The sequence below is a fragment of the Cupriavidus sp. KK10 genome (genome assembly GCF_018223725.1).
GTDB classification, from domain to species: Bacteria; Pseudomonadota; Gammaproteobacteria; order Burkholderiales; family Burkholderiaceae; genus Cupriavidus; species Cupriavidus necator.
Genome location: NZ_CP073678.1, coordinates 375,782 through 401,193, shown reverse-complemented (window position 1 = coordinate 401,193; position 25,412 = coordinate 375,782). Strand labels below are relative to the sequence as shown.

The following is a 25,412-nucleotide window of genomic DNA, read 5'->3' as shown; positions in this document are numbered from 1 at the left end:
CCATGAAGATATTGGTACTCGGTGCCGGTGCAATGGGTGGTTACTACGGCGCGCGACTGATCGAGGCGGGCGCGGACGTGACTTTCCTGGTGCGGCCTGGACGCGCGCAGGCGCTGGAACGCGAGGGACTGGCGGTGCGCAGTGAGCTTGGCGACTTCCATCGCCCGGTAAGAACAGTCCAGGCGGGCGAGGTCGATGCGCAGTACGACCTCGTCCTGCTCGCCTGCAAGGCCTATGACCTTGACGACGCGATCGCAGCGATCAGCCCGGCCGTCGGCCGCGGCACCGCGATATTGCCCCTGCTCAATGGCCTGTCTGCCTATGACCGGCTTGATCATCGCTTTGGCAGGGAGCGCGTGCTGGGTGGCGTCTCGTACATTGCGACAACGCTGGCCGCGGACGGAACCGTCCTGCACGCTGGCCGCATGGACCGGCTGGTGGTCGGGCCGCGCGCCGCGCAGACTTCGGCGCTGGCCGCGGAGTCCATGCGCTGGTGTCCAGGGCGGCGGGCACGCGCGAGGTATCGGGCGCGATCGAGCAGGAGCTGTGGAACAAGTGGGCCATGATCGCCGCGGGCGCGATCATGACATGCCTGATGCGAGGCACTGTGGCGGACATCATGCAGACGCAAGACGGTCGTCGCCTGATGCTTGACGCGATGGCGGAGTGCCAGGCGGTGGCGCAGCTGTGCGGCCACCCCATCCCGGAACCCGTTTCCGATGCCATCCAGGGCCGCTTGCTGGACAGTTCCTCGACCTGGGCGGCCTCGATGATGCGGGATATTGCCCAGGGCGCCCCACGCATCGAAGCCGACGCCATCGTCGGCGATCTCGTTGCATGCGCTGCCGAACGCGGGCGCGATCTCCCGTTGAGCCGACGGCCTATTGCCACCTGCAGGTCTATGAACGTCAACGCGCTGCCCAACAGACTGCAGGCTGATCGGACCTCGCTCCGCTTACAGGCTTCACGACATGACCACTTTTTCGTCTTTGCTGCAGCGCACGGAAGGCCGCGTGCTGGTGCTCACCATCAACAATCCCGGCAAGCGCAACGCCATCGCGGCTGACCTCTATGACAACATTCGCGCAGCGCTGGGCACTGCCGCGGACAATCCGGAGATTGGCGCGATCGTGCTGACCGGCGCCAACAACTACTTCTGTGCGGGCGGCGACCTGGAGCTGGTCAGCAAGCGGCGGGAACTGACCTATGAGGAGCGCATTGAGCGCCTGGGGCACCTGCACGACGTGGTGTGCAAGATGCGCGATTATCCGAAGCCGATCGTGGCAGCGGTTGAAGGCGGCGCGGCGGGCGTGGGCTTCTCTCTGGCATTGGCTTGCGACCTGCTTGTGGCATCGGCCGGTGCGGCCTTCTCGATCGCCTATGTGAAGGTGGGTCTGACACCGGATGGCGGCATTACGGGCCTGCTGGCGCAGAGCCTGTCTCGGCAGGTGCTGACGCAGCTGGCCCTGGCCGGCGATCGCATCACGGCGGAGCAGCTGCAGCACTTCAGGGTCGTCAACCAGCTGGTTGAAGCCGGACAGGCCGGCGCGGTGGCGATCGCGCTGGCGGCACGGCTTGCGCAAGGGCCGCGGCAGGCCATGGGGTCGAACTGGTCGCGGGAAGTAGTGATGAGGCTTCCCGCAGGGACGCGATTGTGACGCTCGCCTGGTCGTCGAGCGTGCGCTCATGGGCATGCCGGCACAGCGCCTTGATCGATCAGCGACGTGACCAGCGCCTCGAAGCGTTTCCGCGTCTTGGGGTCAAGGCGCGAAACATCGGTGCCGAGCGCCGCGATCGCGCAACCCGATCCGGGATTATCGCGCTGCTTCTTGCTCACATAGGCGCCAACGATGGCGCTCTTGCGCTGCCTGCTCGAGAAACTCCATGGTCTGGTCGAAGGCGGCATCGATTGCCTCGGCAATCAAGGCGTCCTTGGATCCGAAGTGTGCGTAGAAACCGCCATGCGCCATCCGGGCGCTCTTCATCAACTGCCATTGACACCGTGCTTGCGGAATTGCGTGGAAGCAGCCTTGACGATGTGCTTGTGGGTTTCGGCTTTCTGGCCGACTGGATAACGCATGGTCAGAGTGTGCAGATTGAAGGCGTATGTGTCTGCCAAATATATAGCATTACGATCATCATTGCATCCGATTCGGCCTGGATGTCAGCGCGTAGTGACGTGTAGCCGGCACTGTCTGGCCTTGCCCTTAGGGATAGCACCAAGGGGAGGGCAGCGTGATCTTCCTTGACCGTGCCGGTTCCCCTGACTAGCATGTAGACGCCGGATATATCGGGGGGCTGATCGAAAGGTTGACAGAGAGCTGCGGTATAGACACGAGAGCGACTCATAGCGAGGTCGCAGATCCTTTGCCGTGCTGTATGACGATCATCATTCTATTGAGTGACGTAGGAGGAGGAATGAGACAAGAACTAGGACGCGCATTCGCGTTCGCTTTGTCCGCCACGCTGGTACTGACGTATGCCGCGGCACATGGTGGCGAACAGGCCACAGGACAGGCGGAAGTTACCCGGGCCCAGGCCGGTTCACAGTCTGTCAGCATCGTGCACAGGACGCTTGAGCTACGCATCGACTATGAAGCATTCACGCGCAGCTTCGAGTCCATCCTGGGAAAATTCGACCGGGCGGTTATGGCTTCCCTTGCCAACGACCCCGCTGGGGCAAACGCAAAGATGGCGCGCATGGAGGGCGAGCAAGGACTGATGATCTTCGCGGCGCAGGACCATGGCGCGCTGTTCGCCATGGTTGGCTCGCACAGGAAAGCCAGGCGCTATCACGTGGGGAACCCGAGGATTGCACTGCAGATGACCAGCCTCGATATCCGCGCCGGCCTCTATGCACCGCTGTCCGTGCTGGTCTATGAAGCGGAACCTGGCGTGGTGAAGGTCGACTTCGACCAGCCTTCCACGCTGTTCGGCCAGTTTGGCAACCCGGCTGTTACAGCGATCGGCCTCGTCCTCGACCGAAAGCTGGAGAACGTGATCCAGCGGGCCACACAGCTGGCCGCCCAGCGGTAAGCCTGGCAACAGGGAACCCGAGCGTGCCACCGGGCACGACGGGCAAACACGCAAAATACATACGGAGACGGTCGCATGAAACCACAGAAGTCCACCCTGCCGGGGACGATAGACGTCCAGGCGTTTATCGACAACCAGAGATTCTCCCCCTACCAATGGATGGTGCTCATCGTCTGCTTCCTGGTGGTGGTGGCCGATGGCTTCGACACTGCCGCGATCGGCTATGTGGCGCCATCGGTGACCAGGGAGTGGGGCGTCTCGAAGCTTGTCCTCGGCAATGTCCTCAGCGCTTCGCTCGTTGGCCTGGCACTGGGGGCGCTGATCGCGGGACCGTGCGCCGACAGGTTCGGGCGAAAGGCCGTGCTGCTTGTCTCCGTGGCTGTCTTCGGGTTTTTCAGCCTGGCCACTGCCTCGGCGCAATCCGCCGCGGAGTTGTCCGGCTGGCGCTTACTGACCGGTCTCGGGCTTGGTGCGGCGATTCCGAACGCGACCACGCTGCTGGCCGAGTATGCGCCAGCCAGGCGTCGCGCTTTCCTGGTGAATAGCATGTTCTGTGGTTTTACGCTCGGGGCGGCGGGCGGCGGCTTCCTGGCCGCCCTCATTATTCCCGCATGGGGATGGCGCAGCGTCTTCATTGTTGGCGGAGCGGCTCCGATGGTCCTCGCCCTGCTGGTACTTGCCCTGCCGGAATCGATCCGGTTCATGGTGCTGCGCGACTGGCCAGCCCACAAGATCCAGGCGGTGCTGCGGCGCATCGCGGGCTCGGCGAAAATCCAGGCGTCCCGATTCACGTTGCCGGAAGACCAGGCTGACAAGTTGCGCTCACCGCTCGGGCTGATCCTGTCGCAGCGATATCGGACGGGAACGCTCATGCTCTGGACCACCTACTTCCTCGGTGTGCTGGTTTTCTACCTGGTGACCAGTTGGATGCCGACGCTAGTCAAGGAGGCCGGCGCGACCGTGGCCGAGGCCTCGCTGATTGCGGCGCTGTTTCCACTGGGCGGCACGCTGGGCGCCATTGCCTGCGGCTGGCTGATGGATCGCATCGACCCGCATCGCGTGATCGGCGTGGCGTATGTCTTCACCGCCGTATTCACGCTGGCGATGGGGCAGGCGACCAGCGGCGCATACCTGACGATGCTGACCCCGATTGCCGGGCTGTTCATGGGGGCTGGCCTGGTCTCCATGCCGGCGCTGGCCGCTTCGTTCTATCCCACCCACGGCCGTGCCTGCGGGGTGGGATGGATGCTGGGAATCGGGCGCTTCGGCGGCATCCTGGGCGCCGTTGCCGGCGGCACGCTGCTGCAGCTTGGCCTCGGTATGAGTTCGATTCTCAGCATCCTTGCGGTGCCTGCGCTGTTTGCAGCCATGGCCGTCGCCTACAAGGGGTGGGCGGGCGCGGCGGAGCCGGCGCCGCAGCCGGGCGTTGCCAGCGAAGCGTGAGCTTCTTGCGGCCCCGGTGTCGATAACACACATCAGCTTGCGACGCTTCCCGGGGCAGCATACGCAGGCTGGATGGCAGGTGGGGAAGGATCATGGAAAGCGTGGATCTCGAGGTCTTGAGAAGCAGTGTCCGCTGGCAGGAGCAGGGACACCGTTGCCTTCTGGTGACGGTGGTCCGTACCTGGGGCTCGTCGCCGCGACCGGCGGGCGCGATGCTGGCGGTGCGTGACGACGGCCTGGTAGTGGGCTCGGTTTCGGGCGGCTGTATCGAGGACGACATCATTGACCGGACGCGCGGCGAAGGCATTCACAACCGCGGCCCTGAGGCGATCAAATACGGCATCAGCGCCGAGGAAGCCCACCGTTTCGGTCTTCCCTGCGGCGGCACCATCGAACTTGTGGCCGAGCCGGTGTCCTCCGCAAGTGGATTGCGCGAACTGCTAGGCGCAGTGGAAGCCGGTCGGCTGGTGACGCGCACGCTCGACATGGCCACTGGCACCGCGACGCTTGGACCTGCCACGGCCACCGACGGCTTGGTGTTCGACGGCAAGTCCTTGTTGACGATCCACGGCCCGCGCTATCGCATGCTGGTGATCGGCGCCGGGCAACTCTCGAAATACCTCTGCGAGATCGCCGTCGGACTCAGCTTCGATGTGACGGTGTGCGACCCTCGCGAGGAATATACCGAGACCTGGACCGTCCCTGGTGTCACCATGGTGCGCACCATGCCGGACGACACCGTGGTGGCGATGGCGCTGGACGAACGCTGCGCAGTCATCGCGCTGACCCACGATCCCAAGCTGGACGACTTGGCACTGATGGAGGCGCTGCGCACCCCGGCCTTCTACGTTGGCGCGCTGGGTTCGCGCCGAAACAACCAGGCACGGCGCGAGCGCCTGACGGAATTCGACCTGACCGGCCAGCAGCTGGCGCGGCTACGTGGGCCGGCGGGCATCTATATCGGCAGCCGTACTCCGCCGGAGATCGCAATCTCGATTCTGGCCGAGGTGGTGGCCGCCAGGAACCACGTCTCCTTGCCAGATGTCCTGAAGGTGGAAAGGGCAAAGTCAGCGTTGGCTATACCAGGAGATCTGCCTCAGCCAGGCGACCTCGTATGTGGCTGAGGTCAGCGCCAGGCTGAGTCCAGAGAAAGGAAGAACGCCAGCCTGCCGAGTCAAGTGGTGGCAGCGGGAGTGTCCGGGCTCCCGTCGCTCACTCCGCGGAATACGAAAAGACCGTGGAAGCTTCCGGATTCCTGTCGCCCGCATCCGCAGGAACCCTGATCCGGAACCAGATGGCGTACATCGCTGGCAGGAACACCAGCGTCAGGACCGTGCCGGCGAAGGTGCCGCCGATCAGCGTGTAGGCCAACGTTCCCCAGAACACCGAATGCGTCAGCGGGATGAAGGCAAAGATCGCCGCCAGCGCGGTCAGGATCACTGGCCGGGCACGTTGCACCGTCGCTTCGACGACAGCGTCGTACGGCGCCAGTCCCTCGCTCTTGTTTTGCTGGATTTGCATGATCAGGATCAGCGTATTGCGCATCAGGATTGCCGGCTTCACGTTGATCGGCGCTGCGGGACAGCGAGTCCCGTAGCATCGCGGAGTCCGCAGTGAACCAGGTCGTCAGCCTTCGCATGGCTAAGAAGCGACAGATGCGCTGGACGGACGAAGGGGCGCACTGCATGTGCAGGTCAGAGTCGCAGTCTTAAACGGAGAGCTATCTCCTTGTTTACGGTCGGGGGCAGTGATGCCGTCTTCCCGTAGTCGACCTTGCCCGGCGTGCTGAATTCGCGAGTTCGCTGCAGTTATCGCGCATTCGTAGAACGAAGCAATTCTGTCAGTCCGGAATCTGCCTGGGACCCCGCGCCGTATATAGAAGTGCCGGCGACGAGTTGACACCCATTAGCGGGAAAGGGCAGAGTGGCTTCTTGGTCGGGATGATTAAGCACACGTTCTGAGTATCCCGGCCCCGTATATCGGGGCCGGTCATGTGCTCGCCGCAATCACTTTGGCGTCACGCGAAGCTTGGCCAGTCCATCCAGCAAGGCTTTGTGGAAGGCCTGCGGATCCTGAATCTGCGGTGCATGTCCGAGATCCGGGAACTCGACCAGGGTCGCGTGCGGAATGCGTTCGACAGAGAGCCGCGCCAGTTCGGGATAGTTGCCCAATGCCGCGCGATCTTCTGGCTTCGCGAATTCCTTGCCGATCGCGGTATTGTCCTTATCTCCGATCAACAACAACGTTGGCATGGAGATCCGGCCAAATTCATACAAGACGGGTTGGGTATAGATCATGTCGTACAGCAGCGCCGAATTCCATGCCACCGCCTCTTTGCCCGACCCCCTGTACATACCGGCCAGCATCTGCACCCATTTGTCATAGCTGGTGTTCCATTGCCCCGCGTAATAGGTACCTTGCTCGTAGCGGCGAATCCTGTCGGCGCTGGTCTGAAGCTCACTCTCATACCACTGATCGACTGAAATCGGTGGCACGCCCTTTACCTTCCAGTCTTCCAGGCCAATCGGATTGACCAGGACCAGTTGCTCCGTCTGTTGCGGATACATCAGCGCGTAGCGCGTCGCGATCATGCCGCCGGTGGAATGCGCGATCAGCGTGACCTTTGACACATTCAACGAGGCAAGCAGCGCGTGCGTATTGGCAGCGAGTTGCTGAAAGGAATATTGGTATTCCTGCGGCTTTGTCGATTTGCAGAAGCCGATCTGGTCAGGTGCAATCACGCGGTAGCCAGCGTCAGCGAGGCTTTCGATCGTCTCTTGCCATGTCGCAGCGCAGAAGTTCTTGCCATGCAGCAGCACGGCTACCCGACCGTTTGGCTGCTTCGGGCGCACCTCCATGTATGCCATCTTCATGGCCTGGCGCTGTGACATGAAGGAGAAGTTGTGCACCGGATACGGATAGTCGAAGCCGCGCTTCGTGTCACATAGGTTGCGTCACTGCTGAGCAGCGCCTAGATGACGCGCGCGTTCTTGTTGGCCAGCGCCACTGCCGCGCAATTGTGCCCGCGCCGCGCGATCAGCTGCTGCAGCCAGATGCTCTGCGGATCAACCTTTTTCGTTGCGTAGCGGAGGACCGCCCGCGCCCCGTGGATGAGCAAAGTCCGCAAGTATGTGTCGCCGCGCCGGCTGATGCCGTGCAGACGAGGCTTACCGCCCGACGAGTACTGGCGTGGCACCAGGCCCAGCCACGCCGCCAGATGTCGGCCATTCCTGAATTGCTTCGCGTCGCCGACAGCAGCAACCATGGCCGTGGCGGTAATCGGACCAATGCCAGGTACTTCCGCGATCTTCTTGCAGAGCGCGGATCGCTTCATGAACGACTGGATCGACGCTTCGATCAGATGGACGCGTTCCTCAATCGCCTGCAGGTGCTGCAACATTTCAGTCAGCAGCGTCTGACAGAACGACGTCAATTCGTCGGCGCTCTTGCTGAGTAGGTCCGGGATGGCCCGCATGAACGCCTCGGGTGAGCGAGAAATCGTGAGTCCGCGCTCACCGAGCAGGCCGCGCATCTGGTTGATCATGGCCGTACGGTGGCGTAGCAGGATCGCACGCATGCGGTGCGCAGCCTGGATGTCCTGTTGCTCAACCGATTTGACTGAAACGAAACGCATCGCGGGCCGGCTGGCGGCCTCGACAATTGCCTCGGCGTCGTTGCGATCATTCTTGTTGGTCTTGACGAAGGGCGACACATACTGTGGACTGATCAGCCGGACCTCAATGCCGAGCGACTGGAAGCGCCGTGCCCAGTGATGGGCGGTGCTGCAGGCTTCCATGACCACCATCCCCGGCTTTAGTGTGCGCACGGCCTCCAGGAGCGAGCCACGCGAGACCTTCGCTCGATGCACAGTCCGTCCACGGCGGTCGGCGCATGGAGTTGGAACACATGTTTGGCGAAATCGATGCCGAGAATGTCGATTTCCATGATGAACCTCCACGTGTCAGGTTAGGCCGACAGTGTCCCCCGAAGGGAGGCGCCGGGTCCATCTCAGTAAATTGATACGGTTGGCCTCCAAAAACGCTTGTGATTCAAGAGCTTGCAGAAGAAGCGGTTTCTCAAGTGAAGCGAAACCGGAAAGCCTTGCTGTAAGCGGCTTCCCGGGGAGTCACCGTTACATATTGCACGTTTTGAACGATTACCCCCATAAGGGCGACGCGCTTGCCAGCCGGGTCTGAGTCGCGATCAACGCTATGTAGCCGCGATCGGTTGCCTGCTTGGCGAGCGCCGCCAGGCAACCGATATGGTGGCTGCGACGGATGGACAATCTTAGTCAGTATGACTCCCCTGGGGGCAAGAGGGCTGGCCTGCCACAAGGAATCAAACACGGGTTAGCATGACTGCCAGAGCCGCATGGTGTGGACAGTGCCACACCCAGCGATTTCCAGAGCGGAGGCCAGCATGGAACACGATAGCACTTTGTATGTCGGGTTGGATGTCCATAAGGACTCGATCACGGTCGCCTACGCACTCGGCGCGGGCGAGGTCGAACTGCTTGGCAAGATCGGTACCTCGAAGGCAGATATCGCTGCCTTGGCGCCGTTTTTCGCCTGACGAGTGTTCGGCGGGCGTCACACCGAGCCAGGCCATTAGTTGGCGAGGATGCGCAAAGCGTGAGAGATCACCCAATTCGGCGAGGATGCCTATCGCTGTGGTGAACTGCACTCCGCGCATGGCCTGCAAGCCCAGTACAGCCGGATAGTTCGGGTTCTTGCCACGTGCGGCAAGTCTCCGATAGCGCCGGCACAGTCGAACCTGGGCGTCCCAGGACCGGTCAACGATAGCCTTTGGGATGCCTTCGTGCCGGCGCTGGATGTCGGGGCTCACACGTGCCGGGTGCCGGTAACTCCAGGCAGCCTCGACGAGCAGCTTTCTTGCGTAGCTATTGCCGGTCTTGGTGATGCGAAACGCCAGTTGATCACTGCCTCGCGCAGGGCCGCTTCGAGGCGGGCGCATTGGGCAAGCCGGTCTTCGACGGCACGTCGATATTCGTCAAAGGCAAGTTGCTGCCAGGCGATGTCAAACGCAAAGGCACTGATCCAGCGCCGATGCGCAGGTCCCCAGTCAGCTCTGCCGCTGTAGCGGACACCGTGCGAAAGCAGAAAGGCCTTCAGCCGTTGGCGGGCGCGCTTCAGATCGTCCTTGGCGCTGACCCAGGCGCGTGACAGATCGCGGAATGCTTCGTCTTCGACGCTGGGCACATACACGGCCGAGAGGTCACCGGCGCGCAGCGATCGCACGAGCTTGACCGCATCGCGCCGATCGGTCTTGACGCGCTCGCCGGGTTTCTTCGGGATCAGCGATGGCGCGCACACCGATCGCCTGTGCAAACGCCTGCAGTCTAAAGCGCGCCGGATCCGCATCGTCTACGAGGCAGGCCCATGCGGCTATGGCCTTTACCGGCAGCTTGCAGGGAAGGGATTCGAGTGCATGGAGCCGTGGCGGAACATCGCGCGATCATCGCTGCTTTCGAGGCAAAGGATGCAGCAGCGGCCGTGTGGCGCCACCTCAGTCATGGGCAATAGCGGATGAAGGCCTCTCCTTTAGGTCCGTCTGATCGCGCTACGCCGCCGGACACGCTGTCATCGACGAAGCAGCTCCAGGCGTCTGCACCTCGTGCTGAGCATCGTGCGTCCATCCGATGGCAGCACCTGGCAAGTTCGCCTGCCCGCTTCTTTCGTAGCCGAACTTGCAGTTTCTGCCCAGGTCACAAGCCACTGCCCCATCAGTCTGGCCCGCCCCCGGGACGAGCCTGCCCTTCGCCATTCCTTGATCGTCCACTGCCACGCCCGCACCCGGCTATGGTGCAGCGAGTCTGATCACAGTCGGGGTACCGTCCATGAGCGCGCTCATCTGTCGGCCAATCCGGCGATAGTGATCGGATTTCACGTGCGCCTGGGCTGCTTCCTCATCGACGTAGCGCTCGATGAAGACATATTCCTGCGCTTCGTCCGAGCGCCACAGGTCATATGCCAGGCACCCGGCTTCATCACGCGACTCGGCCACCAGCCCGGCTGCCAGCACTTCGAACTCGGCCTCGTGGCCTTGCTTTACGCTGATCCTTGCAACAATTGCGCGCATTCTCTTTTCCCTTGCTGGTATCACCAATGTTCAAGCCAGCGACAGCATCCCGTGCAGCCGCTTCGCAACGATCTCTTCGGCCTGGCGCATGATCCGTTCGACCAGTTCGCCGACCTTGGGGATGTCATGAATGAGTCCGGCGACCATGCCGCACGACCACGCCCCTGCGTCCATGTCGCCGTCCTTCATGACACGCGGATAGACGCCACCCACCTCGTCCGTGATGTCCGAGAAGGTGATGTCTGCGCCGAGCCGCCTTTCCTTTTCCAGCAAGCGCTCAACGCCAGCGTTGTTCAGCACGCGCTCGGTATTGCGCAGCGGGCGCATCACGAGCCGCGTATCCAGTTCCGTTGCCGCGACGATGGCCTGCTTGACTTTCTGGTGGACCGGCGCTTCATGGGTCGCCACGAAGCGCGTGCCCATGTTGATACCGCCCGCGCCCATGGCAAGCGCCGCCACAAGCGAGCGGCCATCGGCCATGCCGCCCGAGGCGACGAACGGGACCTTGAGCTCGTCCGCGGCACGGGGCAGCAGGATGAAGTTGGGGACGTCGTCCTCGCCGGGATGGCCCCCGCATTCAAAGCCATCCACGCTGACCGCGTCGCAGCCGATGCTCTCGGCCTTCAGTGCATGCCGCACCGATGTGCACTTGTGAATCACCTTGACGCCGGCTTCCTGCAGCGTGGGCAGCCACTTCTGCGGATTGTTGCCCGCGGTCTCGACGATCTTCACGCCGCCATCGATGATCGCGCGTACATAGCCGGGATAGTCCGGCGGATTGCGTGCGGGCAGAAAAGTCAGGTTGACGCCGAACGGCTTATCGGTCATCTCTCTGCACCGCCGGATCTCGCGCGCCAGTGCCTCTGGGCTCGGCTGTGTCAACGCCGTGATGATGCCCAGGCCGCCCGCATTGGACACTGCCGCAGCCAGTTCCGCGAATCCTACGTAGTGCATGCCGCCCTGGATGATGGGATGCTCGATGCCGAACAGCTCGGTGATCTGCGTCTTCATTAAGTTTCTCTCTTGAATGGATGAATAGTGGAGCGCGGGGTGGCTCGAGCAGGATCAACGCCCAGTGAAGCGGGCCTCGCGACGCTCGACAAAGGACTGGACCCCTTCCCTGAAGTCCTCCGACGCGAACACCTGCTCCCGAATCTGCGGGATGACATCGATCGCTGCCTGCTCGCCGTGCTCGATATAGGTCAGCGCCGCTGTCTTGGTCGCGCGCAGGCCGATCGGCGCGACCTTGCAGATCCCCCGGGCGATCTCCATCGCACGCTCGCGGTGCCGCCCGTACGAGTGCACTTCCTGGACGAAGCCGCAGCGGTAGGCCTCCTCGGCGGAGAATTCGTCGCACAGGAACAGGTGGTACATCGCATTGCCCCAGCCCGTGCGGGTGAGGTAGCGGAAGTGAGCGCCGCCCAGCGGCGCGATGCCCCGCTTCGACTCCATCTGGCAGAAACGGGCGGTGTCGGCTGCAATCACGATGTCCGAGGCCAGCATCTGCTCGAGGCCGATCGTATAGGTAATGCCGTGGACCACCGAGATCAACGGCTTGCGGCAGCGTTTGCGGAGCCCAAACGGATCTACCTGGTCGTCGGGAATCGGCTTTGCCGTAGCAGTCGGTCCGAAGAACTTGGGCATGTCGAGTCCGGCCGTGGTGTGCTCGCCGGCGGGATCTAGGACTGCGACCCAAAGGTTGTCGTCGTTGTCGAACTCGGTCAGCCGCTGCGAGAGCTGCTGCATCATTTCCGGGGTGAAAGCGTTCTTCTTGGTCGTGTTGTCGACCGAGATCATCGCGATATGGCCTTCGATCGTCATACGGACTTCGGGCGTCATTGCTGCGTTGCTCATGAGGTCTCCTTCCCTGAGCGGGATTGGCACTGCGGATGGATTGGATTTGGAGATAGCCGGATGAAATCAGACGGCCGTCACGCCACCGTCCACGGCAAGAATCTGGCCGGTAATGTGCTTGCCTGCGTCACTGGCGAACAGCAGGGCTGCGCCCTTGAGGTCGTCGTCATCACCGATGCGTTGCAGGGGCGCGCGCTCCGACAGTTTCTCGACGCCGACCTTCTCGATCGTGCCCCTGGTCATCTTGGACGGGAAAAAGCCTGGTGCCAGCGCATTGACGGTGATGCCGTACGGCCCCCACTCGCCGGCGAGCGCACGGGTGAAGTTGACGACGGCACCCTTGCTGGTGTTGTAAGCGATGGTCGGCTGGGCTTTGGGACCGTTGCCCTTCAGCCCGGCAATTGAGGCAAGGTTGATGATGCGGCCATGGCGGTTGGGTATCATCGACAGCTTCCCGATCTTCTGCGTGAGCAGGAAGATCGCCCGCACATTCAGGTTCATGACCTTGTCCCAGGCTGCAAGCGGATGGTCAGCCGTAGTCGCGCCCCACGTGGCGCCGGCATTGTTGACGAGGATGTCGACTTTGCCAAGGCGTTCCATCGCTTCGTTGGCAAGGCGCTCGACATCGTCCTCGCTGGCGTTGTCCGCCGCGATCCAGCTTGCGTCCACACCCATGCTGGCCAGATGCGCCTGCGCGGACTCAAGTGCGTCCGCCTTGCGCGCCGAGATCACCACGCGGGCACCTTGCGTGCCAAGCGCCTCGGCAATTTGCAGGCCCAGGCCGCCGGATCCGCCGGTGACCAGGGCCGTTCGGCCCTTCAGGTCGAAAAGATCTGCCACAGCAGTCATTACTGTCTCCTTGTCGATGGATGGAACGAAACATCCTGGAGGATCTAGACGCCAGCGATGGGCCGGGCTGATCCGGTTCTTCGTATTGCAGTGACCGCCTTTCTGCATGACAGTTGTCATGCAGGAGAATGATGGTCAAAATGCAGAATGTCAAGACAACATATGAGGTGTGTTCGATGGGACACTCACAGGCGGACAAGGCGCGCAGCAGGGAACGCATCCTGAGCCAGGCGGCCGAGCAAATCAGGGATGGTGGACTGGAGTCCATCAGTGTCGCGAAGCTGATGCGCAGCGCCAACCTGACCCACGGAGGCTTCTATGGCCACTTCGCATCGCGCTCGGAGTTGCTGACGCACGCGCTCGAACGCGCGATGGAGGATGGCAAGGCCGCGTTCGAAGCGAATAAGGGCGATGCGGCGCCGGATTTCAAGAAGACGGTGCGCAGCTACCTGAGCCGCACGCATCGGGATTCACGCACGACCGGCTGCGCGATTGCCGCGCTGGCGGGTGAAGTGGCGCGCGCTGACGATCCGGCGCGCGAGACCATGTCGGCCCATATCGAACGGTTCGTCGATCGTATCGACGCCGAACTGGGTGCTGATGACCCTGACGAGGCCATTTTCGCCGTCAGCGCAATGATCGGCGCCCTGGTGGTTGCGCGGGTGATGGCCGACGAAAAGCGGTCTGACGCCGTGCTGGCCGCGGCGAAAAGGCAATTGCTGGCAATGTGCGACCGGGAGTGACATGGCGGGCGCGTGGTCTTGCGCGACCCACAGGCAGACCATCCGGCGTGCGTCAGTGCCAGCATTGGCGAATGGCCACGCAGCTCGCTAGGAACTGCGTCTGAGTTGACGACGCCGGAACACGCCGTCATCCGGCGTGATGCGTATCTGCATCGAGCGCAGCCTCGGCTGCCGCGCCTGTCGCTTGTCGGGGGAGGCCTGCTGGAGCGCCGATCCGGCGCCCCGGCAAAGCGGCACACCTACCCCCTGACGGAGAAGGGGCGGGCTTTCTTCCCGGTCTATGTGGCACTCAAGAGCTGGGCATACGATTGGTCCGGCAGCACGGAGGGCGTCGTTATGCAGTTGTTCGATGCCCGGTCCGGGCCGCAGATCCGCAGTGCGCCGCTCGTGCGCGAAGATGGCTCGGAGATCGTGTGCGACGCCGTCGTCGTCCGGGACCGGCGTCTTCAATCCAGCTCGTGATAGAGTCGCGGTACGGCTGTCTGGTGTTCTGGTCGATGGCCAGGGGGCCGGGGCAAGCGGCCGCCAGCGGTGAGGCTGGTGGCCGCTGCAGCAGCATTGGGACGTTATTCCGGCAAAGCAGGGATGACCTCGCCATGGTTTTCCCCGAAGCCAATGCGGGCAAAGCCCGGCCGTTCGCACCATCCTGTCATGACGACAGCATCGCCGTCCTCCAGGAACGCGCGTGTTTCGCCAGACGAGAGCGTGACTGGCGTGCGGCCGGCGTGTGTCAGTTCGATCAGCGCACCGGCTTCTTCGGGCAACGGACCGGAAATGGTGCCGCTGCCCCATGGCTTTGGCGCGCCTATGGCCTTTGGTTCACCAGATTTGTCGACACCGTGTCCACGAAAGCATCCGCCGCCGCGCCGTACCACCACGGCAACCTGCGCAACGCCCTGATTGAGGAGGGACGCCGTGCGCTGGAAGAGATCGGCGCGCACGAACTGAGCCTGCGCTATCTCGCGCGGGCTGTCGGCGTGTCCGAAGCCGCGCCTTCCCGGCACTTCGCCGGGAAAGAGGGATTGCTCGCGGCCATTGCGGCAGACGGGTTCAGGGAGCTGGCCGAACTGCGGCTGGAGACGGTCGCGAAGCAGGAACCGCCCATGGCCACGGCGGCGGAGATGATGCGCAGCTACGTCAGCTTCGCGCAGCGCCACAAGGGGCTGTTCGATCTCATGGTCGGGCTGCGTCTGGTGGCGCGGGACACGTATCCAGAGCTGATCGAGCAGCACACAAAATCCTTCCACCTGTTCGCGACTTCGGTCGAAAAGATTGCGCTGGAAAGCGGCTGGCAGAAGGGCGCGCTCACGCTGGTGACCCACGCCGCATGGAGCATGGAGCACGGCCTGGCCACGCTGATCCTGTCAGACCGTGTGCCGAGATCGGATATGCCGGTGCGGGTGGACCAGATGATCGAGTTCGCGATCGCCATGTTCCTGAGCGCCGTGACAGCGGGGCCCAGGCATCTCAAGACGGTGATGGACCAACTGCCGACCACCAGGGCCCGGCGCTAAGCGGCAACCGTGCCCAAAATGGGGTAATCGTTCGAAACGTGCAAAATGTAACGGTGACTCCCCGGGAAGCCGCTTACAGCAAGGCTTTCCGGTTTCGCCTCACTTGAGAAATCGCTTCTTCTGCAAGCTCTTGAATCACAAGCGTTTTTGGAGACCAACCGTATCAATCTACTGAGATGGACCCGGCGCCTCCCTTCGGGGACACTGTCGGCCTAACCTGACACGTGGAGGTTCACTGGGGGAGGGCGGACGTTTGTGCGAAGGCAGCTAGCAGTTCAGTCGGCCGTCGAAGCACAGGCGCTCAGTTCCGCATCCCAATCAATAATTTCACGATAGTGAATTATTGGGTTGCGACGATAGGTCCCGCGAACAATCAACGGTCGTCTCTAGCCGACCCACCTTCAAGGTTGGCTCCTTGAGTGGCCCAATGGGCTTGATATGAGTCCGTAAAGCTGGCTTAGTCTCCCGGCGCCGATTTCTTCACGTGCCGCGTATGGTCCTTGTCAGCATGTTTAGCGAAAGTATTCTGAGGTACCGTCCCACAGCAACTTCAAAGCGGTGAAAACCAGCAGGCCGTAGCACGCCCGGTACATCTGGCGCTGATCGAGCCTCCCATGCAGCCGCCAGCCCAGCCAGACGCCGGCTGGCACGGCAAGAAGGCAGATCGCCATCAACGTCCAGACGGCGCCCACGGGCCTGGCCAGCACCAGCCATGGCACTGCCTTGAGGACGTTGCCCACCGTAAAGAACATGCTGGTCGTTCCTGCATAGATCTGTTTGCTGAGGCCCAGGGGAAGCAGGTACATCGCCAGCGGCGGCCCGCCGGAGTGGGCGACCATCGTCGTGATCCCCGATGTCAGGCCCGCCGCCACAGCCTTGGGTGAAGAACGGGGCCGCACCGCGACGTCTCCGCCCCGCAAGAGCCACAGCCCGACAAAGCTCAGCGTGACCACGGCCATGACGATGGAGATGGCGCGGTGGTCCAGCACCCGAAACAGGAAGTAGCCGACACCGATGCCGACCACCAGTCCGGGCACCAGTAAGAGCAGGTCGGGCCGGGACCACGTCGATGGCTTCCAGTAGCGCAGGCTGAACAGGTCCATGGCGATGAACAGCGGCGCCAGCAGGCCACCCGCCGATACGGGATCCATCACAAGCGACAACAGCGGAATGCCGACGATGGCAAAGCCCCCTCCAAAGGCGCCCTTCATGAAGCAGATCAGGAAGACTCCGGCAAAGGTGACGAGGATGGTGGTGACATTCAGTTCCATGGTGGCTTCGACAAAGACTGGAGGCTAAAGGCTGGAAACCATCGTAGGCTGGAAAAACAATACAATCAAACTATTGTCATGGATACAAGTTCCATGACGCGATGGAGAAGCTGCCAGCCGCCATTTATGGCGCGTGATATGATTCGCACGCGAATTAAACCGATCAACGCTGCCGGCCCGAACATGAAACATCGCCTCGTCTATCTCCTGAACGTTGGGCACCGTCGGCTGCAACGCTGGTCGCAGGCGCGAGCTGCCCGTGGTGGCGTAACGGCGGCGCAGTCGGGGCTGCTGTTTTTTCTGGGTACGCACAACGGCGCGCTGATGAGCGAGGCCGCGGCCGCGCTGGACTTGGGCGCGCCAGGGATGAGTGGCCTGGCTGACCGGACGGAAAGAGCAGGCCTGATCGAGCGTCGTGCCGACGAGAACGACGGGCGCGCATCGCGCCTGTGGCTCACCGACGCTGGGCGCTCCGCGCGCCAGCGCTCCAAGGCCGGCATGGCGGATCTCAACGCTAGGCTGACCGAAGGCTTTACCGAAGCCGAGATCGACGTGGTGGCGAGGTGGCTGACCAGCCTGCAGACCAAGTTTCCGGTCGCCGACGAAGGTGACGATTAGCCTGATCCGCGGCTGGACGGCAGGAAGGGGCCTAGTGCTGGGTGACTTTCGAGAAGTCCGGCTTGCGCTTTTCGGCAAAGGCTGCGAACGCTTCCCGGGCTTCGGCACTCGTTAGCCGCTCCTGGAACTTCGCGCTCTCTCTATCCATCTGCGTCACCAGCATCTCGGCCTGGCGCATCAGCGCCTTCATGGCGCTCAGCGAGCCCGCAGGCTTGGCGGCAATGCGCTCCGCCATCTGGCGTGCCTCGGTGCGGAGCTGGTCATTGGCGCAGACCTTGTTGGCAATGCCCCAGGCCAGCGCGGTCTGCGCATCGAGCGGATTCCCCATGGCAAACATCTCGAATGCCCGGGCGTGACCGATGCGAAGCGGCAGCAGGTAGCTTGAGGCCGCTTCGGGCACCAGCGCCAGGTTCACGAATGGCGTGATCAATTGCGCATCCTGGGCCAGCAGCACGTAGTCGCAATGCAGCAGCATCGTGGTGCCGACTCCCACCGCCTTGCCGTGGACCGCTGCAACGACGGGCACTGTCGACTTTGCCAGCGCATGCAGAAAGCGGTGGACATGACGTTCGCTGGGGCCCTTACCCGACGCGATCGCCGCGAACTCGCTCACATCATTTCCAGCAGTGAACATGTCGCCTTCCCCCTGTACCAGCACGACGCGGACATTGCCGTCGTGCTCGGCGTTCGCGATGGTGTCGGCCAGGGCTCCGTACATCTCGTTGGTCAGTGCGTTCTTCTTCTCCGGCCGGGCAAGCGTAATGGTCAGGACGCCATTGGTCAGGTCGACGTGAATTTCCGAGGTCATGCTGGTCTCCATAAGTTTAAGTTCGCATGCGAAGTATATGCATAATTCGCGCGCGAAGTAAACTGCCAGGAGCCGACACTCGCGACGCTGCCGGATGGTTTTGTGCGATGAGTGGAACCAGGTCCATAATCAGTACATTCCCACAATTGTCGTGCATCCGTTCGCCATGCCCAGACACCGCTACAAGCAACTGGTCGATCAGTTCGCCGCAGACATCCATGAGGGCCGCTTGCGTCCTGGTACCCGCTTGCCTACCCACCGTGAACTCGCCGCCCGCGAAGGCCTGGCGCTGGTCACGGCGACGCGCGTTTATGCGGAACTGCACGCCATGGGGCTGGTAAGCGGCGAGACCGGCCGGGGGACGTTCGTGAAGGAAGTGCTTCCGCGCGGACACGGTATCGACCTCCAGCCGTGGAGCGACGACACGGTCGACCTGAGCTTCAACAATCCATCGATGCCCGGCAGGGCGACCTGCTCAGGACGGCCCTGCGCGAACTGGCCAGTGCCGGCAACCTTGAAGCGTTGCTCAAATACCATCCCCATGGAGGCCGAACGCGTGACCGGGAGACGATGGCCCGCCATCTAGCGGGACGCGGATTGCCTGCTACGCCGGATAACACGGTACTGGTAAGTGGTGGACAGCATGGCTTGACGGTCACTGCGATGGCGCTGCTTGAACCCGGCGACGTGGTTGCGGTTGATGCGCTGACTTATCCTGGCTTCAAGCTCACCGCGGAAGCCTGCCGGTTGGAGCTGGTGGCGATTCCGACGGGGACCAACGGTCCGGATCTCGATGCATTGGCCGGGCTATGCCGGCAACGCCGGGTGCGCGCCGTCTACACCATGCCGACGCTGCACAATCCGCTTGGCTGGGTCATGAGCGCGCGCCGGCGGCGCGATCTGGTTGCCATAGCGCGGCAGCACGGATTGATCGTGATCGAGGATGCGGCGTACGCCTTCCTGGCGGCGGACGCTCCGCCGCCGTTCGCTGCATCGGCGCCAGAGTTGACCGTATATGTATCGAGTCTCTCCAAGAGTGTGGCAACCGGCCTGCGCATCGGCCAGGTCTGCGCCCCGCAGGCCTTGATTCCCAGACTGGAGCGAACGATCCGGGCAACCACCTGGCATACGCCGACCACGATGACGGCACCTGCGGCTGGATCGAGGACGGGACGGTTGCGCGGCTGGAGGCGGAAAAGCGGCGTGACGCCGCAATACGCCAGGGCATCGTGACCGAGGTCTTGGGGCATCTGCATCTCGTCCGGCATCCCGCCTCTTACTTCGTCTGGCTGCCACTGCCAGAGGAAGCGCGTGCCGATGCCATCGCCAAGGCGTTGCTGGAGCAGCGCATCTCCGTATCCACCGCTCATCCTTTCGCCGCCGCGAAGCAGGTGCCGCACGCTATCCGGCGGGCACTCGGCTCCGTCCCGCTCGAGACGCTGCGGCAGGCGCTTGGGACAGTGGCGAGGGTCGTGGACGACCACGCCTATCGGTAGGGGCGACCCGCCGGGCGTCGTCCACGCATCGCCGTCGCTAGACTCAGATCCTTTCCAGAATCGTCGCGATACCCTGACCCCCACCAATACACTGCGTGGCCAGCGCATAACGACTGCCTCCTCGGTGGGATCGTGGCTCAGACCGACCTTGCCGGAACCGACAGCCAGGGCTTCGCCTTGGTCCGGCTTTTCGGCGGCGGCATCTCCATCGGACATCCGCTCGGTGCGGATCACCACCAAGGCGGCGGCATTGCTGCCATATAGCCATTGCCGCCCATCTTGGATCGCCCAGGTTATCTGGAGAGCAACGTAGAGCGACAATGATCGTCAAACAAGAAATGTGCTTCACACTTGGCAGCACTCGATCGGCTGCACTAATAACTGTATGAATTCGTCGCCCGGTTCTTGAATTACCTCCGCACCGACGCTGGAGGCGGCGTACGGTTCACATTGGTTTCTATGCGGCAGTAGGGAGGGAAACTAGCTCCTGGCCGAGTTGTTTGGCCAGGCGCCTGAGTGCCCGCCGTTTGGTTTCGAGGACGCGGGCCTCGTAGTGTGCCAAGCCACTTTCGACGTACTGCATTCCCTTAACCATGACGCGCCAGAAGAGGATGGCCAGCTTGCGTGCCAAGGCAATTTGGCAATCAGTCCGCCGCGTCGTGCTGCTATGCGTCGGTAGAAGCCACCCAAGGCGATGTCCTTGCTGCGCGCTGCGGGCCATCAGGCAGAACAGTCGACCGGCGCGATTGCGGTGGCGTTTGACGCTGCCACGGCGCTTGCCGCTTTGGTGGCTTCCCGGTGCCAGGCCCATCCATGCGGTGAAGTGTTTCTCGGTAGGCCAGCGGGTCAGATCGGTGCCGACCTCGCAGATCAGTTGCAGCACGCTGTATTCGGTGTGGGCTGGCAAGGTGGTCAGGTCCTGCCCGTGGCATAGCTGCGTGAGGATGTGACGCAATTGCCCGATATCTGGGGCGTTGGGACCCGGACGTTTGCGTGGCTTGGTGTTGGCGGGATCGCTTGGCGGCTGTTTGTCGTTGGCCTGGGTAATAAGGCCAGGATCTGGCGGTCGCACTCGGTGATCTGGTGTTGGTAGTGTTCCCAGCTTTGCAAGGCCTGGCGTAGCGCGAACAGGTGTTTGGCATCCCAGGTGCCGCGCAGTGACTCCCTTGACCCGCTCGGCTTTGGCGCGCTGAATCTGGATGTCGCATAGCGACAGCAGTCGATCGGGATTGCGCTCACCGTCGAGGATGGCTCGCACCACGGCCAGGCCGCTGGCTGGACGTGGCTGGCGGCCAAGGCAATGTGGTCGGCCCGCAGGCGCATATAGTCTTGCAGGTCGCGAATGTGGGCCGGTGGCACAAAGCCGGCGCGCAGCAGGCCGTGGGCGTGCAGCGTCGCTCCCCACTGGCAGTCGAGCATATCGGTCTTGCACCCGGGCAGGTTCTTGGTCTGGCGGCCGTTGACCATTGCATCTGTTCGCTGTCGACGAAGGCCGCGTGCGCATCCGCAATTGCGTCGTCACTGTACCGAAGACTGCTGGGGGTCCCCCTGCAATCGACACATGCCCAGAACTGGTAAATCCCTCATGAGTCACTCCTGGCAAGGTGCAAGTCATGGCGTGTCTTGCCGCCAGCCCGGTCGCGTTCAGGGCATGACAAATCTTTTGCTGCGCCCTGCTGAGCGTTGTGGTTCCGCTCCAAGACCAGCGTTGGAGCGGCACCTCCTGGTCCGCCTCGAAGCGAACCAGGTTGTGCATTACATCTGGCGCGCTCAGGCCTTGATAAAGGCCAAAAGGTCCGCGTTGATGACGTCCGCATGCGTCGTCGGCATACCATGTGGGAAGCCTTTGTATGTCTTCAACGTGCCTTTCTTCAGAAGCTTGGCCGACAGCGGCCCGGAATCGGCATAGGGCACGATCTGATCGTCGTCGCCGTGCATCACCAGAACAGGCAGATTGATCTTCTTCAGGTCCTCGGTGAAGTCAGTCTGCGAGAAAGCCACGATGCCGTCGTGGTGCGCCTTTGCGCTACCCATCATTCCTTGCCGCCACCAGTTCTGGATAATGCCTTCCTGGGGCTTTGCGCCCGGCCGGTTGAAGCCGTAGAACGGCCCTGCGGGAAGGTCGCGGAAGAACTGCGCCCGGTTGGTGGCCGTCTGCAATTGCAGACCGTCGAACACCTCCTTCGGCAGACCGCCCGGATTGGACGCAGTCTTGACCATAAGCGGCGGCACTGCCGCGACGAGGCAGGCCTTCGAAGCCCGCTTCTCGCCGTGGCGCGCCAGGTAACGCACAACTTCACCGCCGCCAGTCGAATGGCCCACGTGGATGGCACCCTTGAGGTCGAGATGAGTCACCACGGCTGCCAGGTCGTCGGCGTAATGGTCCATGTCGTTCCCGTCCCAGACCTGCGACGAGCGCCCATGGCCCCGCCGGTCATGGGCAACGACGCGAAAGCCCTTGGAGAGGAAGAACATCATCTGGGCATCCCAATCATCGGAGCTCAGAGGCCATCCGTGCGAGAAGACGATGGGCGTCGCATTGGCGGGACCCCAGTCCTTGTAGAAGATTTGGACACCGTCCTTGGTTGTGACGTAGCTCATGGCTAAATATCCTTGCGAGGTTGCCGCGCTGCCAGACGCGGTCGAAGTAGCGGAGGCTGCATTGGGCACAGCCGCGGTAACTGCGGCGCCGGCCCCGAGAACCAGCAATTGGCGGCGCGTAATTTCAGGGAAGGTAGGGTTGGGTGACTCAGACATGCATTTCATGATTCAAGATCTTTCATAAGTTGTACGGCGGCAATGAATGGGTATGAACGCTGTCGGCGCGCGCGAAGACGTTTCGTCTCCCATTGGAAGGCGCCAGATCAAGCTCCATCGGTGTAGGAATCGCGCGGATCCGTCACACTTCGGGCGCCATCGGTGTAAGGATCCCGCGGCTCTGCGATGCTTCGTGCCCCGTCGGTATAGGGATCGCGCGGATCGGTCACGCTTCGAGCGTTATCGTAGTAGGGGTTGCGCGCATCGCGAACGGACCGCGCACCGTCAGTACGGACGTCGTGCTCGGCCAGCACAGAGGCGGATGCCAGCTGCGGCGCAGAGGCAACAAAATAGACAACGGCGGCCGATAGGCCGAGGACAAGTTTCTTGGCTGTGAATTTCATGGAAGGAAGGCTCCTACTGAATGGAGAAAGACATCTGTACCAAACCTCGTGTAGTGCTTGGCGATCGTGAGGGTCAATGCGTGCCGATGCAGCGCCGCGGAGTCGATGCCACAAGGCCAGCACGGTAAGAATGGCGTCAGGGCGGACGAAGAACAAGTCGTCGTCCCGCAACGATCGTCTCGCGCAGTGAGACGATCGGACCGGAAAGATTCTTATAGAATCCGCTGTAAAACATAGGGAATCTGCAAGCCGGCCCGGAGGGCGCTATGCGATCTTGGCGAAGGCCGCGGCGATCAGCGCAGCAGGCATCGGGGCCTGGAAAGAGTCCTCTCCAGCAGAGGGTGACTCGATTCAGAGCGCAGCGGGCGGCCCGCGAGGGCTCGCCGGCAAGTAGTGACGAGTGAGGTCACGGGGAGATGGATAAGCTCAGTGCGATGAGAGCGTTTGTCAGAGTTGTCGAATGCGGCAGCTTCACAAAGGCGGCGGAAGCGCTAGGTTGGCCGAAGCCGACGGTGAGTCGCTGGGTCCAGTGGTTGGAGAGTGAGCTAAAAGTGGTTCTGCTCAACAGGACAGCAAGACGAGTCGCCGTAACACCCTACGGGGCTGCGTACTTTGAGCGCGCGACCCGCATCCTTGCCGAAGTCGACGACCTGGAAGCAGGGCTGTCCAGCGAGCGGGCGATGCTTAGCGGCCAGCTTCGCGTCGACGTTGGGTCCGCCGTCGCCCAAACAATCCTTGTGCCTGCCATGCCAGACTTTTTCTCGCGCTATCCGGGCATTGATATCAAGCTCGGCGTGAGCGATCGTCCCGTTGACCTGGTGAGTGAAAACATCGACTGCGTTTTGCGCGCGGGGAACTTACGCGACGAGTCACTGGTGGCCAGGCGATTGGGGCAGTTTCGTTGGATCTTCTGTGCATCTCCAGAGTATCTGAGGCGACATGGCGTTCCCACCCACCCCAAGGACCTCGAAAGCGGATCTCACCGCGTCGTGAACTACTTCCTTCACCGAACCGGTCGCATCTATCCATTTGTTTTGTCCAGGGATGAGGAGCGCGTGGAAGTGCAGGGCTCTCACTTGTTAGCGACGAACGACGTGATGACGACGCTGGAGGCTGGCGTTCAAGGTTTGGGCGTCATCCGCACGACCACAGCGACTGCGGGGCGGCACCTGAAGTCAGGGGCTCTGCAGCAAGTGCTAACCGACTGGTCCACAGATACAGTCCCGATCTACATGGTGTATCCATCGCATCGGCATATGAATGCTCGCTTGCGGGTGTTCATCGACTGGGTCGCGGAGCTTTTTGCTCCTTACGACGCACACCAACCACCGGCGGCGGTGCAAATGGGCCATGACGACTCAATGAGCGGCGTCACGGAAGTGGCTGACGTCGCTATCCCCGCTGGCTCAGGGCCCGGAAAATGTGGCGATTAGCCGTCATAGAAAAGCGGCTGACTGGGCGAGGCTATGAAAATTGGTTTCTATGCGGCAGTAGGGAGGGAAACTAGCTCCTGGCCGAGTTGTTTGGCCAGGCGCCTGAGTGCCCGCCGTTTGGTTTCGAGGACGCGGGCCTCGTAGTGTGCCAAGCCACTTTCGACGTACTGCATTCCCTTAACCATGACGCGCCAGAAGAGGATGGCCAGCTTGCGTGCCAAGGCAATTTGGCAATCAGTCCGCCGCGTCGTGCTGCCATGCGTCGGTAGAAGCCACCCAAGGCGATGTCCTTGCTGCGCGCCAGACTGCGGGCCATCAGGCAGAACAGTCGACCGGCGCGATTGCGGTGGCGGGATTGCTGGCCGATCGGCGCCCAGTAAATCCGGCGCGGGGACCAGGCCTGCTGGCGACACAGTCCATATGCGGAACGTCTCAGTGCAATCGCTACCAGAAAGGAACGTGCAGCGAGTCACGAGACCTCGGATTTGGCCCCAGCAGGCATTTCGGCCGCCCCGGAGTCAGCCGCGTCTTTTCGATGATCCCAATGCAAGGGTGTCTGCAAGTACCGCTTCGATCGACGTGGCGGCAAGCGCCTTTCGAACGCCAGCGTCGATCGAATCATAGACGTGGGACAGCGTCGACCCGATGCCTCGCCCGATGGGGCACGCTTGGTTGGGCTTTGAAGGGTGCAGCGCAAACTGCGTCCCGTCTTCAAGTGCATCAAATACGTCGAGAAGACTGATTGTGCCTGCGCTCCTGGTCAGGCGCCATCCCGCATTGATGCCGCGAAAGCTCTCGACAAGGCCGCCTTTCGCTAGCAATCCTAGCGTACGACGAATCACTACCGGATTGGTGTTGACACTTGCGGCAATCCGGTCGGACGTGACCGGGTCAGGATTGTCCCGCGTGACGAGCGCCATCCACGCGAGGATGTGGGTCGCCACGGTCAGGCGGCTGTTGGCGCTCATGGAAAGCCTGTATTAGTCAATTTAGTTGTAACAATATTCGTTACGATGCGGGTTGTCAACCTGACTGTCTTGATGAATAGGGCGGCCTTGCGCGTCCGCAGTCTTATATGACGGGCGAT

Annotated in this window: 22 protein-coding genes and 8 pseudogenes; 13 read left to right on the top strand and 17 right to left on the bottom strand. The window is 62.3% G+C overall.

Features of this window, described 5'->3' with window-relative positions:
* Window positions 1-2: 2 nt before the first annotated feature.
* A pseudogene (locus tag KB879_RS33120) lies at window positions 3-939 on the top strand (ketopantoate reductase family protein).
* Between the two features lie 32 nt (window positions 940-971).
* Entirely contained in the window at window positions 972-1,658 is a 687-nt protein-coding gene (locus KB879_RS33115; protein WP_249221487.1) for an enoyl-CoA hydratase family protein, read from the top strand.
* A gap of 26 nt (window positions 1,659-1,684) precedes the next feature.
* Here KB879_RS33115 and KB879_RS39730 read toward each other — a convergent pair whose 3' ends face one another.
* Window positions 1,685-1,837, bottom strand: a complete 153-nt coding sequence (locus KB879_RS39730; protein WP_249221486.1) for a hypothetical protein — start codon at window positions 1,835-1,837, stop codon at window positions 1,685-1,687.
* Between the two features lie 542 nt (window positions 1,838-2,379).
* Between KB879_RS39730 and KB879_RS33105 the strand changes: the two genes are divergently transcribed.
* The 3 genes from KB879_RS33105 to KB879_RS33095 all read left to right on the top strand — a co-directional run bounded on the left by KB879_RS33105 (window position 2,380) and on the right by KB879_RS33095 (window position 5,603).
* Window positions 2,380-3,036, top strand: coding sequence for a DUF302 domain-containing protein (locus tag KB879_RS33105; protein WP_211983702.1), 657 nt, complete (start codon window positions 2,380-2,382; stop codon window positions 3,034-3,036).
* Between the two features lie 75 nt (window positions 3,037-3,111).
* Window positions 3,112-4,479: an MFS transporter gene (locus KB879_RS33100; protein ID WP_211983699.1), complete on the top strand. Its 1,368-nt coding sequence runs from the start codon at window positions 3,112-3,114 to the stop codon at window positions 4,477-4,479.
* Between the two features lie 92 nt (window positions 4,480-4,571).
* Window positions 4,572-5,603, top strand: a complete 1,032-nt coding sequence (locus KB879_RS33095; protein ID WP_211983697.1) for an XdhC family protein — start codon at window positions 4,572-4,574, stop codon at window positions 5,601-5,603.
* Between the two features lie 88 nt (window positions 5,604-5,691).
* Here the strand turns inward: KB879_RS33095 and KB879_RS33090 are convergent.
* The 3 pseudogenes from KB879_RS33090 to KB879_RS33080 all read right to left on the bottom strand — a co-directional run.
* A pseudogene (locus KB879_RS33090) lies at window positions 5,692-6,030 on the bottom strand (efflux RND transporter permease subunit); the annotation flags it as partial.
* 455 nt (window positions 6,031-6,485) lie between these two features.
* A pseudogene (locus tag KB879_RS33085) lies at window positions 6,486-7,412 on the bottom strand (alpha/beta fold hydrolase); the annotation flags it as partial.
* Window positions 7,413-7,450: 38 nt separating this feature from the next.
* Window positions 7,451-8,424: pseudogene (locus tag KB879_RS33080) on the bottom strand (IS110 family transposase).
* A 474-nt stretch (window positions 8,425-8,898) separates the two neighbouring features.
* Here KB879_RS33080 and KB879_RS33075 point away from each other — a divergent pair.
* Window positions 8,899-9,033 (top strand): annotated as a pseudogene (locus tag KB879_RS33075) (IS110 family transposase); the annotation flags it as partial.
* Here the strand turns inward: KB879_RS33075 and KB879_RS33065 are convergent.
* From KB879_RS33065 to KB879_RS33040, 5 genes and pseudogenes are all read right to left on the bottom strand, one after another.
* Window positions 9,028-9,860 (bottom strand): annotated as a pseudogene (locus tag KB879_RS33065) (transposase); the annotation flags it as partial. The pseudogenes KB879_RS33075 and KB879_RS33065 sit on opposite strands and share 6 nt — an antisense overlap.
* A gap of 436 nt (window positions 9,861-10,296) precedes the next feature.
* Complete coding sequence (locus KB879_RS33055) at window positions 10,297-10,578, bottom strand: putative quinol monooxygenase (RefSeq protein ID WP_211983693.1); 282 nt, start codon at window positions 10,576-10,578, stop codon at window positions 10,297-10,299.
* Window positions 10,579-10,608: 30 nt separating this feature from the next.
* Window positions 10,609-11,589, bottom strand: coding sequence for a nitronate monooxygenase family protein (locus tag KB879_RS33050; RefSeq protein WP_211983691.1), 981 nt, complete (start codon window positions 11,587-11,589; stop codon window positions 10,609-10,611).
* A gap of 54 nt (window positions 11,590-11,643) precedes the next feature.
* Window positions 11,644-12,432 (bottom strand): crotonase/enoyl-CoA hydratase family protein, encoded by a 789-nt coding sequence (locus KB879_RS33045; RefSeq protein ID WP_211983689.1) that lies wholly within the window; start codon window positions 12,430-12,432, stop codon window positions 11,644-11,646.
* Between the two features lie 66 nt (window positions 12,433-12,498).
* A complete protein-coding gene (locus KB879_RS33040; protein ID WP_211984333.1) occupies window positions 12,499-13,281 on the bottom strand; it encodes an SDR family oxidoreductase in 783 nt (260 codons plus the stop codon).
* A gap of 140 nt (window positions 13,282-13,421) precedes the next feature.
* Between KB879_RS33040 and KB879_RS33035 the strand changes: the two genes are divergently transcribed.
* The gene (locus KB879_RS33035; protein ID WP_249221485.1) at window positions 13,422-14,024 is read left to right on the top strand and encodes a TetR/AcrR family transcriptional regulator; all 603 of its coding nucleotides are present in this window, start codon (window positions 13,422-13,424) and stop codon (window positions 14,022-14,024) included.
* Between the two features lie 105 nt (window positions 14,025-14,129).
* Entirely contained in the window at window positions 14,130-14,486 is a 357-nt protein-coding gene (locus KB879_RS33030) for a hypothetical protein (protein WP_211983687.1), read from the top strand.
* Between the two features lie 104 nt (window positions 14,487-14,590).
* Here the strand turns inward: KB879_RS33030 and KB879_RS39710 are convergent.
* Window positions 14,591-14,812, bottom strand: a pseudogene (locus KB879_RS39710) (fumarylacetoacetase); the annotation flags it as partial.
* On the opposite strand from KB879_RS39710, the gene KB879_RS33025 reads away from it, so the two are divergent.
* Window positions 14,750-15,538, top strand: coding sequence for a TetR/AcrR family transcriptional regulator (locus tag KB879_RS33025; RefSeq protein WP_249221484.1), 789 nt, complete (start codon window positions 14,750-14,752; stop codon window positions 15,536-15,538). The pseudogene KB879_RS39710 and the gene KB879_RS33025 sit on opposite strands and share 63 nt — an antisense overlap.
* Before the next feature lie 512 nt (window positions 15,539-16,050).
* Here KB879_RS33025 and KB879_RS33020 read toward each other — a convergent pair.
* Window positions 16,051-16,809 carry a sulfite exporter TauE/SafE family protein gene (locus tag KB879_RS33020; protein ID WP_211983685.1) on the bottom strand — a complete coding sequence of 253 codons (759 nt, stop codon included), beginning with the start codon at window positions 16,807-16,809 and terminating at the stop codon, window positions 16,051-16,053.
* A 183-nt stretch (window positions 16,810-16,992) separates the two neighbouring features.
* On the opposite strand from KB879_RS33020, the gene KB879_RS33015 reads away from it, so the two are divergent.
* Window positions 16,993-17,427, top strand: a complete 435-nt coding sequence (locus KB879_RS33015) for a MarR family winged helix-turn-helix transcriptional regulator (RefSeq protein WP_211984327.1) — start codon at window positions 16,993-16,995, stop codon at window positions 17,425-17,427.
* Window positions 17,428-17,458: 31 nt separating this feature from the next.
* Here KB879_RS33015 and KB879_RS33010 read toward each other — a convergent pair whose 3' ends face one another.
* Window positions 17,459-18,235, bottom strand: a complete 777-nt coding sequence (locus tag KB879_RS33010; RefSeq protein WP_042876415.1) for an enoyl-CoA hydratase — start codon at window positions 18,233-18,235, stop codon at window positions 17,459-17,461.
* Window positions 18,236-18,401: 166 nt separating this feature from the next.
* Between KB879_RS33010 and KB879_RS33005 the strand changes: the two are divergent.
* Window positions 18,402-19,731, top strand: a pseudogene (locus KB879_RS33005) (PLP-dependent aminotransferase family protein).
* Between the two features lie 132 nt (window positions 19,732-19,863).
* The gene (locus KB879_RS40280) at window positions 19,864-19,995 is read left to right on the top strand and encodes a hypothetical protein (RefSeq protein ID WP_256449371.1); all 132 of its coding nucleotides are present in this window, start codon (window positions 19,864-19,866) and stop codon (window positions 19,993-19,995) included.
* A gap of 193 nt (window positions 19,996-20,188) precedes the next feature.
* Here KB879_RS40280 and KB879_RS33000 read toward each other — a convergent pair whose 3' ends face one another.
* From KB879_RS33000 to KB879_RS32985, 4 genes are all read right to left on the bottom strand, one after another.
* On the bottom strand, window positions 20,189-20,638 hold the full coding sequence (locus KB879_RS33000; protein WP_211983683.1) for a transposase: 450 nt from the start codon (window positions 20,636-20,638) through the stop codon (window positions 20,189-20,191).
* A 5-nt stretch (window positions 20,639-20,643) separates the two neighbouring features.
* Window positions 20,644-21,198 carry a hypothetical protein gene (locus tag KB879_RS40560; RefSeq protein WP_211983681.1) on the bottom strand — a complete coding sequence of 185 codons (555 nt, stop codon included), beginning with the start codon at window positions 21,196-21,198 and terminating at the stop codon, window positions 20,644-20,646.
* 303 nt (window positions 21,199-21,501) lie between these two features.
* Complete coding sequence (locus KB879_RS32990) at window positions 21,502-22,332, bottom strand: alpha/beta fold hydrolase (protein ID WP_211983679.1); 831 nt, start codon at window positions 22,330-22,332, stop codon at window positions 21,502-21,504.
* A 263-nt stretch (window positions 22,333-22,595) separates the two neighbouring features.
* Window positions 22,596-22,892 (bottom strand): hypothetical protein, encoded by a 297-nt coding sequence (locus tag KB879_RS32985; protein WP_211983677.1) that lies wholly within the window; start codon window positions 22,890-22,892, stop codon window positions 22,596-22,598.
* A 416-nt stretch (window positions 22,893-23,308) separates the two neighbouring features.
* Here KB879_RS32985 and KB879_RS32980 point away from each other — a divergent pair, with 416 nt between their 5' ends.
* The gene (locus KB879_RS32980) at window positions 23,309-24,325 is read left to right on the top strand and encodes a LysR family transcriptional regulator (protein WP_211983675.1); all 1,017 of its coding nucleotides are present in this window, start codon (window positions 23,309-23,311) and stop codon (window positions 24,323-24,325) included.
* A gap of 518 nt (window positions 24,326-24,843) precedes the next feature.
* Here the strand turns inward: KB879_RS32980 and KB879_RS32975 are convergent.
* A complete protein-coding gene (locus KB879_RS32975; RefSeq protein ID WP_211983673.1) occupies window positions 24,844-25,293 on the bottom strand; it encodes an Rrf2 family transcriptional regulator in 450 nt (149 codons plus the stop codon).
* Window positions 25,294-25,412: the final 119 nt, after the last annotated feature.